This window comes from Pirellulaceae bacterium (genome assembly GCA_019636385.1).
Lineage (GTDB): Bacteria > Planctomycetota > Planctomycetia > Pirellulales > Pirellulaceae > Aureliella.
The window spans coordinates 363,813-377,045 of record JAHBXT010000004.1; the positions used below are offsets into that span (position 1 = coordinate 363,813).

Annotated in this window: 10 protein-coding genes; 2 read left to right on the forward strand and 8 right to left on the reverse strand. The window is 55.9% G+C overall.

Annotation, left to right across the window (positions count from 1 at the left end):
* Positions 1–35: 35 nt before the first annotated feature.
* The 4 genes from KF752_15945 to KF752_15960 form a co-directional block, all read right to left on the reverse strand.
* Positions 36–887 (reverse strand): dihydroorotate dehydrogenase electron transfer subunit, encoded by an 852-nt coding sequence (locus tag KF752_15945; GenBank protein ID MBX3423048.1) that lies wholly within the window; start codon positions 885–887, stop codon positions 36–38.
* 147 nt (positions 888–1,034) lie between these two features.
* The gene (locus KF752_15950) at positions 1,035–2,366 is read right to left on the reverse strand and encodes an rRNA pseudouridine synthase (GenBank protein ID MBX3423049.1); all 1,332 of its coding nucleotides are present in this window, start codon (positions 2,364–2,366) and stop codon (positions 1,035–1,037) included.
* Positions 2,367–2,549: 183 nt separating this feature from the next.
* On the reverse strand, positions 2,550–3,881 hold the full coding sequence (locus tag KF752_15955; protein MBX3423050.1) for a DUF1080 domain-containing protein: 1,332 nt from the start codon (positions 3,879–3,881) through the stop codon (positions 2,550–2,552).
* A gap of 84 nt (positions 3,882–3,965) precedes the next feature.
* Complete coding sequence (locus tag KF752_15960) at positions 3,966–4,385, reverse strand: hypothetical protein (protein ID MBX3423051.1); 420 nt, start codon at positions 4,383–4,385, stop codon at positions 3,966–3,968.
* A 247-nt stretch (positions 4,386–4,632) separates the two neighbouring features.
* On the opposite strand from KF752_15960, the gene KF752_15965 reads away from it, so the two are divergent.
* Entirely contained in the window at positions 4,633–5,523 is an 891-nt protein-coding gene (locus KF752_15965; protein ID MBX3423052.1) for a PEP-CTERM sorting domain-containing protein, read from the forward strand.
* A 105-nt stretch (positions 5,524–5,628) separates the two neighbouring features.
* Here KF752_15965 and KF752_15970 read toward each other — a convergent pair whose 3' ends face one another.
* Positions 5,629–7,572, reverse strand: a complete 1,944-nt coding sequence (locus KF752_15970) for a prepilin-type N-terminal cleavage/methylation domain-containing protein (protein ID MBX3423053.1) — start codon at positions 7,570–7,572, stop codon at positions 5,629–5,631.
* A gap of 147 nt (positions 7,573–7,719) precedes the next feature.
* Between KF752_15970 and KF752_15975 the strand changes: the two genes are divergently transcribed.
* A complete protein-coding gene (locus KF752_15975) occupies positions 7,720–9,453 on the forward strand; it encodes a hypothetical protein (protein MBX3423054.1) in 1,734 nt (577 codons plus the stop codon).
* A 139-nt stretch (positions 9,454–9,592) separates the two neighbouring features.
* On the opposite strand, the gene KF752_15980 is transcribed toward KF752_15975, so the two are convergent.
* From KF752_15980 to KF752_15990, 3 genes are read right to left on the reverse strand one after another with little or no spacing between them, the layout of a single operon-like run.
* Positions 9,593–10,183: a hypothetical protein gene (locus KF752_15980; GenBank protein MBX3423055.1), complete on the reverse strand. Its 591-nt coding sequence runs from the start codon at positions 10,181–10,183 to the stop codon at positions 9,593–9,595.
* Between the two features lie 2 nt (positions 10,184–10,185).
* Positions 10,186–11,799, reverse strand: a complete 1,614-nt coding sequence (locus tag KF752_15985; GenBank protein MBX3423056.1) for a TlpA family protein disulfide reductase — start codon at positions 11,797–11,799, stop codon at positions 10,186–10,188.
* A gap of 7 nt (positions 11,800–11,806) precedes the next feature.
* The gene (locus KF752_15990) at positions 11,807–12,919 is read right to left on the reverse strand and encodes a TlpA family protein disulfide reductase (GenBank protein ID MBX3423057.1); all 1,113 of its coding nucleotides are present in this window, start codon (positions 12,917–12,919) and stop codon (positions 11,807–11,809) included.
* Positions 12,920–13,233 lie beyond the last annotated feature (314 nt).

The following is a 13,233-nucleotide window of genomic DNA, read 5'->3' on the forward strand; positions in this document are numbered from 1 at the left end:
GCTGCATGGCGATGACGGATTTCGACCGACGCTAGTTACTCGGCGTCATCCCACACGATCATGGCTGCGTCAAACACCGGACCTTCGACGCAAGTGCGCTGATAGTCCCACTGGCTCGGCGAGCCGACTTTGGCAACACAAGTAAAGCAGATGCCAATTCCACAAGCCATGGGGGTCTCCAGCGAAACCTGGCAGTCCGCTCCCCGCTGACTGGCGATCCGCGCTACGGCTTGCATCATCGGTTCCGGACCGCAACACACCAAGCGCGTGCGACTGAGGTCCGAGGTCTGGTCGAGCAGGCCAGTCAGCACTTCGGTTACGCGCTGCGGCCGTCCGATCGAACCATCTTCTGTGGCCACATGGATTTCCGCGCCGGCTGCTTGAAAAGCGTCTAGGCCTGCCAGATAGTGGCTACTTCTGACTCCGTAGCACAGACTGACGCGCTGCGCATATCCGCAGTTCCGATTGCCGAATGCTTGGCGACCAGTAGCTTCTCGAGCTAAGCTGAGAAACGGGGTCTGACCGATACCGCCTGCCACCATGATCAAGTGCTCGGTGGGACGATCATCAAATCCATTACCCAGCGGCCCCCACAGACACAAATGGTCGCCGGGCCGTTTGTCGACGATGCTGCTGGTCAACTTGCCTTTGACCAGATACACCAAGTCGATCCAGCCTGCCTGGGGATCGACGTCGTACATCGCAAATGCGCGACCGATCAGCGGATCGCTACTTCGCGCGTCGCGCAGCATGAAAAACTGCCCCGGTATGGCTGCGCACAGGGCATCGGGTACGGCCAACCGGACGAGCCTTGTGTCAGTAGCCAATTGCCGGTGATCCAGGATTTCGACTTCGGCGGATATCGCCAGATCTGCGTAGTGAGTCATGATGTCAACGATCTCTGAGCTTCAGTGCTGGAATCGAGTACCATCCCTAGTTTTACCGCCGGCAACGCAGCTACGCTCGCCAAGAGCGTGATGCACGATAGTGACTGGATTCGGTCCGTAGTTCCATGGCTTGCACATGCAGACAGCTTACCGACCTGAGCCACCGGAACTACCGCCTGGGCGACGACCCGGTTTTCCACCTGGCCCACCGCCTCGACTCTTGCTGGGTTTTCTACCACTTAGTCCCTTTGTCGAGTGTCCTCGACTGGCCTGACCGGAACTGCGACCCTTGTTCGAGCTGCCTTTTTTCGTAGAGCGGCCACCAGAATCCCTTCCTTGAATGCTGTGACTCCCGCTCTTCCCCCTGCTTCCCCCGCTTCCTCGACTGCCGGGCCCGCGACTACCCTTAATTCGGGCAGCACTTCCGGAACGCCTCGACTGCCCCGCCTGCTTAGACCTTTGCTGCCCACTGGACTGGTCGTAGTCCAACACACTGCCTGAGCGCCGCGCGACGCTGGCGTCAAACGCGAAGTCATCATCCCAGTCGCTGTCCTCCCCACCGCTCAGCAGCAGAGCATCATCGCCCACCTGCAATTGCGAGTCGTCGTACTGATAGTCCGCCTCGAGTCCCAATCCAAAATCATCCTCAGCCATGGGTTCCAGTGGAACCGACCTGAGCGCCGTAGGCTGATCGTCAGCCACAACCTTCGGCGGCTTCTTGGATCTTGCTGCAGCATTTTCGACCTGTGGCTTGCTGGTGGATTTTGCAGCCATCGTACAGGCATACAGGGCTTTGACTTCAGCCGCCGTCAAATCGCGAGCCGCCCCGACGGGCAATTCAGCCAGCCGCAATGGGCCAATGGCTATGCGCCGTAGCAACAAAACCTTGTGACCAGCTCGAGCCAGGATGCGCCGAATCTCGCGATTTTTTCCTTCAGAAAGTTGAATTTCCAACTCGGTATAGGTCTTTCGCGTTTTGCGGATTCGGGCTCCATCAATTCTCGCCATGCCTTCGGCCAGGTAGACGCCTTTCTTGAGCTTGGCCAATTCGTCGGTGGTCAGAACGCCGGCTACCACTACAAAGTAGGTCTTCTGTATGCGAAATCGCGGATGGGCCAAACGCTGAGCCAACAATCCGTCGTTGGTCATCAGCATCAATCCCTCGCTATGTTGATCCAACCGACCGACCGAGAAGACACGATCTCGGTCTGGCACAAAATCAATCACACGAGCCCGGCCACTAGGATCGCGATTGGTGGATAATACGCCTTTGGGCTTGTTCAGCGCATAGTAAACCAGCCGCCGTCGCTTGAGCACCTGACCGTCCACCTTGATCTTGGATTGTTCCGGATCAACGCGCGTGCTCAGCTTGGTGATCGTCTGATCGTCGATCTCCACGCGTCCCTGTAGAACCAATTGTTCCACTTCGCGACGACTGCCAAGCCCGGCGGCGGCTAGTACCTGATTGATGCGTTGCAGTCCTTCAGGACCGCGTTGTGGCGACTGTTTGGGGGCGGCATGAGTCGCGGACGATGGCCGCTTATTTCGTTTCACTGTCGGTATTTCTTTTGTTCGAGTTGGCTCGTCGGTCCTATCCTACTTGTCGCCCTCCAGATGTCCAGCCGCAGACTGGCCAAAGCGGTGTCCCGGCTCCCGACTCTGCTAACGCAACTCAGTTACGCGCAGCCGATGAAAAGTCGCTTTGGTAGTCGCGTCATGCCCTTGTAAGGCGATACTGCCGGGCTCGACACGGCTCCCTCGACGCGGATTTTCATCCTCCGGCCGATCATCGTAGAATTCAGCAGTCAACAAGCCGTTGACCCAGGTGACCATCTGGCGACCGCTGGCCAGTAAAGTCAGATAGGTGGGCGCAGTCCCCTGGCCTACCACAATCCGAGCTGGTCGGCGGCGAAAGATGGCGCCCGGACCTGCATCTAGCGGATTTAATGGATCGCCATCAACCACGGCATGATTGAGCTGGCACTCGTAGCCGTCCAACATACTCTCAGGCACACAGCGAAAGAAAATGCCCGAATTCACGTCAGGGCGTGCCAAGCTGTATTTGGCCTGAAGCGCGAAATCACCAAAGCTTTCCCGCGTCTCGACCTTGCCCAATCCGCCTTGGATCGTCAATCCATCGGCTGATGAGCTAACCTTGAGCGTATCCGGTTCCTTCTGGCCAGTTGTCCAATCCTGCTCCCAATCTGCACCCAGCTTCAAATCGCGGCCGCTCAATGGGCGCATCAGGATGTTGCGGAACTCGACGATGCCTTCGTTGTGCTGCAAACTGATGTGCCCACGGCGCGACGACGTATCATCGACCAACTCAACCAGTACCTGACCATCCAGCCGAATCGTGACCTGCTCGCCATCCATGCGAATGTGGTACGTGTGCCACGTTGTCGGATCAAACTGACCGAGCTGACTCGGCTCGACTCGCTGCCGCCCTACGACGCTGCCAGTGGGAAACGGGTTCTCAGGCGGTGCGATATTGACCTCCAAACAGTCCAGGCTGACATCCCCCGGCTCGGGCATCGTCCGCAGAAAGATACCGCTGTTGGTCTGCGGTGCCGCGCGAAATTCGACCTGCAATTCGCAATCCGCGATCTCGAAGCTGGTACACAGAAAGCTCTTATCGCCTCGCGTTACCCGCAACACGCCGTCGCGACATTGCCAGTCGGCCTGACCGACAATACTCCAACCAGCCAGCGTGTAACCATCAAACAGCCGCACCCAGCCATCTTCCAGTTGCTGTTCAGACAGCGCTGACGACAGTAGTTTATCAGCCTCGATCTCGTACGCTGCCAGCTCAATTGCGCCTTGTTCGACTGTCAGGTCCAAAGGCTGCTCGGCCACCGATGGCTCGGTTGCCTCTTGAGCCGAAGATACCTGTGAGTGCTCAGGTGATGAGCTTCGACAACCGATGCCTGCTGCACAAGCGATCAGCACTACCAAGAACACAGCGCCAGCAGGACTTTTCGATCGGATGTACACGGCATGCTCCAGCATTCAAGAACAGTTTGAATAACAGTGTACAACCTTAAGAGTGCCGCTTACAGATTACTTTGGCGCGAACCGTCATGCCGTGGCCTCGATCTCCAGTTTCACTTCTGCCCAGGCAGAAACGTCTACTCTCGGGTGCGGATGCCCTGTACGGACTTCTGTTGAACTCAACTGCGTTTGGTTCACGGCTGGCTGCTGAGCCGGAATCGACAGTGAAATCTCAAGCAGGTTACGATCCTGCAACAGTTGTTCTATACGCCACCGAAGCTGCTCAGTTGCATCACCCTCCATGGGATACTGCTGGCCGTTTAACTGGACTCTGGCCAGTCGGCAACCATTCTGGCACTCAACAGCCAACCACACCGGCTGGCCAAGAATCAGGCCGCTCGGACGATGAAAGTGTCTGTGGGCGGTCAGCAAAAGGCTGTTCTCTGCGGAAGACTCGCCCCCCCAAGTCCAGGGGTGAGCCAGTCGAATGTTGTGAGGCCGATTCATGAGCTGAGTCTAATTGAAATAAATCTTGGCCGCGATGAGTCCTAGATGATTGATTCCGCCGTAGCTTCTGCTACTCTCCACAGCGCGTACACAAGTTCAACCTCGTGGACAACGCTGCGGGCGCATAGTCAAGCTCCCAGGGTAATGCCTCGGATGATCTAGCTTCGGGACCGTGACCTGCGGCGCGTACCACAAGTGTTTGTTGTCTGGCAGGTCGATTGTTTCGTGGAGCAGTATGATGTCAAGAATGAAAATTGGTTTATCGTTGACCGTGGGCATGATTGCATATCTTTTCTTCACCAGCGCCGCCTCGGCGCAGGTGATTACCCGCATTGGCTCGGGCGTCGAAGCCATGTTCGCATCGCAGAGTGAAGTCTTTTCCGACTCTGATCCGACGGGCATCCTCTGGGGGTTATCCGCAGGTTCGGGCTTATACCCGTCGGGTGCCATTATCCCAAGCTTGCCGGCCTCGCCTACGCCTTCGCTAACAACGGCCCCTGGCAACGCCTTTGCTGGCGGCAGCTACACCGCTTCATTTATTGATAATCTAGGTGGCTCGCTGTCGTTCACCGCTGCCCAAGCAACGATCGATGATTCGATTTCGGCAACGCCTGCGATCACGTCCGACGTTCAGATACTTTTCCCAGCTTGGCGAGTGGCGCAAGGACCACTGGCACCTGGGTATGCTTACAATCAACTCAATTTCGGATCGAACTATCTGTTCACCTTCAACCCAGGATTGGGTGCCGCAGTTGCACCAGGGATTCCACTGCTGCTGAACGGTGGTACGTCAGGTCTGACTTCGTACGCTCAATTCGATGCAGTGATCAATTACGACTGGACACCCGTAACCGTCAACACAGCGGGCATCGTCGGAGCGTCCGGGCCGACATTGTCGCTGGGCTCTCTGTCGTATGCATGGTCCGTGTCTGGCCCCGGACCGATCTTCTTGACGTTACCCAGTGTCGGTTCGCTGGCAGCCACCCCAGCCGGTGACGGCGTGTTATCGCTGACTGGACATGCCTGGGTCGCCGGCGATCCGTTCGAGTTGAACGTTACCTCAAACGTTCCCGAACCATCCGCGTTTGCGCTGCTTCTGCTAGCCTCTGGCCTGGGGCTTGTCCGACGCCGCCGCTAGCCAGTATTTACTTCGTCAGATCGTGGATGGTAGCCACGTTGCAATTGTCTGGCGAGGGAGATTACGCGTCGTCACCGACTGGGCACGGTGGCGACGCGGGTGCGCCTAATATGAGACAAACTCCTTGACGGTGGACATTTGCTTGAACTGCTTGCTGGCGCGATCTTCCAAGCGCACCGAGATTTGCAGTCCTCGCAAGTCCACCGGAAACGGAGGACTGGTTTCGTTGAGCGTAGGGTCGTTGTCGGCTACACCCGCATCGACAACCGTTCCAATCGGGGGATTTAGATCCTGAATTCGACCGTGGTTAAAAATTAGTTCCCTTTGGTGGACCCCGTCGTTTTCGAACCAATCCGTGAATGTATCCACAGCAATCTGGTAGAACAACAATGGTGAAGTGCTTGTCGGTAACAATACTGCTCCCGACTTAAGAAGTGAATCCGACGGGAAAAGAGCGTCTGGCGGATTCGCAGTTTTTTGCTCCTGAACCCCGCTAAATTCGCTAATGAGTACATTCTTGCGGGCTGTAGCGTTGCTGACCAATGCTGTGAATTCTGCCTCATAATGGTTAAGTAACATTCCCCCCCAGTTGGCGTCAACAAATTCTCCACGCGACTCTACTCGAGACAAAGGCTCTGTCGAATTACTCAGGAGCCCAGGTGACATTGCCATTGCGAATCCGGGATCGCTAGGCCGTAACGATAATTGTTCATTGTCAACAGTTCTATGAAAAACAATTGGTGCGCTACTGTCGAATACCTTGATGTCAAAGGCCAGCACATCATCTGCCAATACATCCTCGCCGGTTCGGTCTCCGAACAACACAAAGGCTGGATGTAGAAATCCTCCACCTACGCTGTTATTAGCAGGAGCAATTGGACTTGGGCTTAATTCGGAGCTGAGCCTTCTATCTTCGGGAACGTAAAACTTTATTTTCTGGAACGGCATCGTCTGCCCTAAAGCTAGTGCTGGCATGCTGATGATGTTGTTGCTCACTGGATAGACGACATGCGCAAACCGATTAACAGGATTGCTTGTCAAGTCTTGCAAATCATTGGCGGCAACGTAATCCCAGCCGGCGGCAAGTCCATCATTGGTGTCGTAGATTCGCCTGATCGACAAATCGCAATATTGATGGATGAGGTACATATCACAGGTGGGACTTGGCAGAGTCTGCCCATTCAAAGCCTGAGGTCTAGCCACCATGACATCAGCATTTGGGAGCGCAGGTAACCGAGCAGGGGTAACCGACGGTACACTCGGCAAATTGAGATCTGGTCGAATTAGCAATACGCGATAGTGCAAACGATAACCTGCAGGTGGCTGCTCGATCAAATTTGGGAGGCTCATCCTCTCGAAGTGATTTGGATGTGACGCTAAGAAACTTGGATCACGATCTAGCAGTGACTGAGGTCCCGTATAATCCACTGGACTACCTGCCGCTACCAGCGGCTGGGCAAAGATGACGACCTCGGCATACTGCGAAGCGATCGTAACCAAATCTTGCAGTTCAGCAGCGCTGGTAGGCGCACGCTTCTCAGCAATGAACCTGGGTACCTTGCCGGTAAACCAGGCGTCCTTGGCTTTGACTGTGGCCATGAAGATGTCGTCCATGTCTCCAAAGCGATTCAGTCGCGGCTCGCTGGCAAAGGTGTAGTCGCTGCAAGGGCCTTCATAGTATTTCAAGTAGCCTTGCGCGGTACCGAACTTCAGCGGCAAGTTGCGGGGTGTGACAGTGACGTTGTCCAGGTCGGTGCGAATGCGATGCACGACGCTCCGCAGCCGATTGTTCAGCTCCAGCGCCGAGCGTCCCTGACTCATGCTTTCACCCAGCACGCGAAATATCTGCGCCAGCCCCAACATCATCAGCAACGTGACGGCGGTGGCAATCATCACTTCGATCAAAGAAAAAGCCCTTCGACTGGGCCGCAAGTGTTGTGCCCGAAAGCCCCGAAAGCATTGTGCCGGAAAGCGGTGTGCCTGAGCGGCCTTGGTCACTCGAGAGGCGAGCCCAGAAACTGGCTGAAAGCGCGATGAAACATCGTTCATGGGGGGAGCAATCCTACAACCGGGCGTAGCGGTCGGCTGGTAAATCAGTGGACGATCAAAGCCCACCGTCGAATTCTGGCCAGCCGAAAAGCCGCTGGCACCTGAAAATTCGCAGTTGGACCGGCAAGCCGACTCTGAGCGGTTGGTATGATTACCAGAATTGCCGTCCCGAGCCGAACTCTATTTTACTCCCCAATAGTTCTATTGCACTACGACAACGATTCCCAGTCAAGAGACAACCGCCCCCAGCCCGGTGTTTTTCCGATCCGGTGGGTGCTGCTCGCTGCGCTGTTGGCGCTTGTCTGGTCCTGGCTGGCCGTCGGCGAACCGCTGTGGGTCGATGAATTGCATACCAGTTGGGTACTGGCCGATGGCTGGTCCCCGATCGCCGCCCGCGCCGCTGCGGGCAATCAATCGCCTTGGTACTTTTACATTGTGGCTGCCCTGGGCTGGACAGTTGGGTTGGCTCAGCAGCCACTTGGCCCTACAACCCTGGCCAATACGGATATACTGCTATCGTCGCCCTGGCTGCTGCGGTTACCGTCGATGTTGGCATGGAGCCTAACACTGGCTACAGTGGCTGGGCTCATGTGGCGATACAGCGCTGCGGCACAAACCCGCGCGAATCATGGTTGGACAACCGCCGGCTGGTGCCTGTGCATCGCCCTGGACCGCATGCAGTTGTTCTACGCAACGGAAGCTCGCGTCTACAGCATGCTTCAACTGCTGAGTCTGGTGGGCTGGCTGCTAGTCGCGCACAGCATCACCTCTGTTGGCTTGCGTCATCGGCAACTCGTTTGCTTGACTGCATGGACCGTCATCGCTACGCTGCTGATCCACTTGCATGTCACCAGTTCGCTGGTCGTACTATGTCAATGGTTGTTGGCGGCGGTGACTGCAATCCGACTGCGCGGGGCCGGACGTTTGTGGCTGACAAGTGCCGTCTGGCTGGGTATCAACGGCTGGTGGATTGCGGGCAGCGTGCACCCGGTCTGGCAGCGGCGACAACTGTGGTCCGCATTTGCCGGACAAGCCGACTTAAGCGAACTGCTCGCTGTCTTTCCGTTACTGGCCATTCTGATGCCGCTGCTGGTTGCCTGGCTGATCGCTCGGCTACTGCATCGCCCTGCGGAACGTAGTCCCAGCGACTGTAGCATGAAGCATCATGTCTGGATGTGGGGATTTGCCGCGGCTGGTCCAACACTATTGGCATGGCTCATTACCAGCTCTGGTATCGCGCCGCTGTTTCACTATCGCTTCATCATTGGCGGTGCGTTACCGCTGTATCTGCTCTCTGGCTACTGGCTGGTACGATTGCCTGCCGGCCCGCTACGGTGGTCGGTTGTGCTAGCCACGTTGACTTGGCTGGTTGTCTCCCAAGGCACGTTCGGTCACTGGCTGCGCGGCCAGCCCATTGGTATGTTGCGCGGCGAAGATTGGCGGCAGGCAGCCGCACTGGTTTCGCAGCGTTTCGAATCGCAGACACATCAACTGTGGTGCTACGCTGGCTTGATCGAAGGCCACTGGGTCGAGCCGCCGTTGGCCGACCAGCAGAACCAGTATTTGAGTCTACCACTGCGTGGCTGCTACCGAGTGCAATCTTGTACACAAACGATTGAGCCATCAGCACTAGTGGGCTCCAGTCGTTGGTGGGCAAGCCAATTGCATAGCGCCCAGCCACGCGGTGATACCGGCCAGCCACCATTGGCCCACTGGATTGTGGCTCGCTGTCCAGCGGCAGCACTAGAACAACGCTTGCAGGCGGCTGGGCTTCACCATCAACCTCGATTACAACCAATCACCCAATTGGGGCGTATCAGCGTCGTCTGCCTGCGATTGGCCAAGCAGGAGGAAGCGATCCCCGACGACGGCCAACCTTAATTCAGGTGCCTAAGCAAGCACCCAATGAGACTACTACACTAGCCACCACGTGTAGACGATGAAAATCATTCTCGCCAACCTGAACGCCCCGCTATAGCTACAGCAACCCTCTGGCGACACTAGCTACGGATTCGATCGCTTACGGATCGCTCAGGACATCGACCATCAAACGGCGGAGTCGCGCGCATCGTTCCAGCATAGCTTGGCTCTCCGCCACCTGACTCAATTCGTGATAGCGGGCAGCAAGCTGTGTTAATTGTTGAGCTGCTTGACTCAACTGATCCACCAGCTCCAGTTTCGCATGCAATAATTTGAACTCGGCGCTGGCAGCTGGTCGGTCTACAGTTGGTGTTGCTTTGTTCGTTTCAACCAACTTTGGGCCAGGTTCAGCCAGCTTCTCAGAAGACGCCACCGAGTGATTGGATTGCAGATTCAAGTCGTCGGCGCTGGATGGGAACTCATTGGACAGATGCTGTCGAATATGCTGCATCAGAGGATCGTCGGTGGGAACTGCAGTGGCTGACCGATTTTCCAATGGTGGCGCTGCGAGCCGCTTTAATTGCTGTTCGGGACTGAGGATGTTACTCTTCGCAGGCGGCTCGGCCGCGATGCTATGTCGGGCGGCCACAGACCAGGTGACCCAAGTTGCGTTAAGCAACACCACCAGCGCGATCGCTCTGAGCCAGGCAGGCATCAACTGAAACTTTTCTATCAGCGAAGTACTCATCATTATTACTCCAACAGTCGCCGAACTTCCGTCAACAGCCTTTCACCTCGAACATGCAATGCAGCTACATTGCCATCTCGATCAACCAGCAGCGTGTGCGGAAAAAGTGTGATGCCGAACTGCTCGGTCAGACTACGCGTATCCCCATCTAGCGGACGGCAAACGTTCCATGGCATGGGATGCGATTGAGCAAACTTTTGAACATCAGCTAGTTCATGGTCCATATTGATGCTTAGCACCGCAAAGCCCTGCTCGGACAGCTCGTCGTGTGCGCGCTTGATATGTGGAATTTCATTCAAACAAGGGGCACACCATGTCGCCCAAAAATCTACCAGCATCACCTTGCCTGCGAATTGTTGCAAGTCCACAGTCTGCTGACTTAAATCAACTAGCCCTTCAATTTTCAGTGGTTGCCCCAACCACGAAGTACGCTGCCGATGCTCGTCGATGGCTGCTCGAATGACACCTGCCGAGGCGGCCAGCGGCAAACTCTCGGCTTGAGTCTCGATCAGTCGAATCAAATCCTGACTGAGTGCTACATGGCCACTATATTCAATATTGGTGACAACTCCGGCGATCATTTCCAAGGTGACAGGGTTCGGAAACTCTTGGACCAAGCCGCGGGCCGCTACCAACACGGGAGTAGGGTCAAATTGAACGGCTTGCATCGACTGCAATGAAGCCAGAAAATTATCGACCGCCGGACTTTGACGGGTTAGTTGATTCCAGGCCTCATTGCGCAACTGTGCATCGGCCGATTGCGAGTAAGCCTCAAACACCTGCTGCTGCAACGGCTGCGCTTGCTGGGCGTAACCCATCTGATACAGCACGCCAATCACATGGGCCAAGCTGGTCATCTCCAGCCGCCCACGGTATTGCGGGTCCGAGATCAAATCGCTGGCAGCGCTCAGGACGGCTGTCGGGTCGGAAATAACTCCGTTTTGCAATTGCTGTATCTTGAACCCTACCAACACCACGTGAGACTGGTGGCGTAATTGATCATCGGCATGACCGCTGAGTTGCGTAGCAAGTTCCTCCAATTGCCGTGCGGCCGCCACATCTTTCAATCCACTGAGATGGCTGAGGGCTACTAACTGTGCCTGGATGCCTGATTTGGCCTGCTCAGCGGAGGCTCCAGCCAGTCCTGCCAAGTGTTTACCAGCCTGCAGTTTCATTTGTGACAGACGCACTGCAGCATCTCTGGCTGCCTGCTCATGCATACGACTACTGGCTAGCAACACATCTTGAATTGCCCGATCGAGTTCACTCAGGTGTTGAATCATTCGCTGAGGATCCTCGGACTGGACAGGCTCAATGGCCAGCACGCGCTGCTCGATCAACGATGGCGGAGCCGTAGCAGTCGATGACGCCGATTTGGCTGGCGCGTCGGTGACCTGGGTTGCACTGCTGGCAACCGATGGCTGATTGTCAGGCAAGCTATCGAATTGAGTTTGTTGGCCTGAGGATTCCAATGACACCGTCGATTGGTTGGTAACTTGTCCAGCCTGCGTGCTGTGAGTTGTACCAGTGTCGGGCTGTGCGTGTTTAACGACGCTTCGATCGCAGCCCACCGCTACCAGCCAGCTCAACAAGCCTACGATACAGCACATTCGATTCATGCGCGGTTCACTCAACCTTCTGGTCTGAATCGGAAGAGCTTTTGCTGCCATTGCCACTGACCACATCCTGGCTGTCCTCAACTCCGCCGGCGCTAGCGTCATTTTCTGCGGATGCTTCGCCATCGTCTGCAGCATCTGTAGGTGGTACTGCTGGCGTGGGTGTCTCGAACAACATCTGCATGAGTCGATTCAATTCGCTTTGCCGCGCCTCAAGCGATACGACGGTACCTTCTTTGTTCAGTAACAGCACGGTGGGCAGTGCCGAGATTCCATACTTGAACGACAGTCTTTCCAATGGGTCTTCGGCTGCATCGTGAATCACCGGCCAGGGTAACGGATTATCCTTCAAGTATTGACGCAAAGCTTCAGCGTCTTCATCTAAGCTGATGCCTACGACTTCCAAGCCGCGCTCACGGTATTTTTCATAGTGCTTCTTGATCAAAGCCGCCTCTACTCGACAGGGTTCACACCAGGTTGCAAACACATCCACAATAACAAACTTGCCGGCAAACCTTTGGGTGGTGATTTGCTCCCCCTGGATGGTGGTGGCGTTCAATTCGAAGGGCTCACCGAGCATATTCAGGCGACGTACCGATGCTTGTAGATTGAGCCGCAAGCTCTGCATCTCGTCGCGCTGGTCCTCCTTCAGCAATTCGTCCAGTAACTCGTAGACTTCGCGAGCCGGCTGCTTATCCGGTTGCAGTTCCAGCATTCCCGCTGCCAGCATTCCGGTTTGGATATCTTGTATGGAAAGCGGATTGCGACCTTTCAGAAAGTTGGTCAACTGATCGACGATATCGGACTGCTCGTCTTCATTAAAAAACGTCAGCAGCGCGACTGACGAGATGATCGTATCCATTTCGGCCTGAGCGTACGCCGCATCCTCTTTGGATAACTTGCGCAGCAGCGCGGAAGAGGCCTGTCGCACAGCCGTTTGTTGAGCCTTATATTCGTCGGCCGATGTCGGACGCGCCGACTTGGCCGCAGCTACGACTCGCTGCAATGTTGGCACATCGGCACCAGCCGGTATGGTCAGGTCCGGAAAATTCTGTTGGGCCTGTGCAGAGGACTCGGTGGCACCAGCAGGATCCGCTTGAGCCATCAGCGAATGGGGCGGCATAACCCAACACAATCCTGCGACTGCCATGCATATCCGGCGCGCAAGCACCATGCTCCTATGCGTCTGTATAGCAAAGCTCGTTAGAGCGTCGACCGCCCGCCCTGCGAAATTGCTCCTGCCAAACAACCATCGACGTCTAGCCATAAAAAACAGACCTCAGTAAAACCACACACCGATTAACGCACGGTCCTATTCTACCCTCCAGCCGGCACCTTCCTAGTCCGATCATCCACTTGATTCTGAATCCGCCCACCCGCAAAAAAACAGCGGCTGCTTGAGTACCGCGTCTCAAGCAGCCGCTAGGCTTTGATCCT

Coding starts and splice junctions, on each gene's coding strand:
- KF752_15945 (MBX3423048.1), bottom strand. CDS start 887: ATGACTCACTACGCAGATCTGGCGATATCCGCCGAAGTCGAAATCCTG.
- KF752_15960 (MBX3423051.1), bottom strand. CDS start 4,385: ATGAATCGGCCTCACAACATTCGACTGGCTCACCCCTGGACTTGGGGG.
- KF752_15965 (MBX3423052.1), top strand. CDS start 4,633: ATGAAAATTGGTTTATCGTTGACCGTGGGCATGATTGCATATCTTTTC.
- KF752_15970 (MBX3423053.1), bottom strand. CDS start 7,572: ATGAACGATGTTTCATCGCGCTTTCAGCCAGTTTCTGGGCTCGCCTCT.
- KF752_15975 (MBX3423054.1), top strand. CDS start 7,720: ATGATTACCAGAATTGCCGTCCCGAGCCGAACTCTATTTTACTCCCCA.
- KF752_15980 (MBX3423055.1), bottom strand. CDS start 10,183: ATGATGAGTACTTCGCTGATAGAAAAGTTTCAGTTGATGCCTGCCTGG.
- KF752_15985 (MBX3423056.1), bottom strand. CDS start 11,799: ATGAATCGAATGTGCTGTATCGTAGGCTTGTTGAGCTGGCTGGTAGCG.
- KF752_15990 (MBX3423057.1), bottom strand. CDS start 12,919: ATGCCGCCCCATTCGCTGATGGCTCAAGCGGATCCTGCTGGTGCCACC.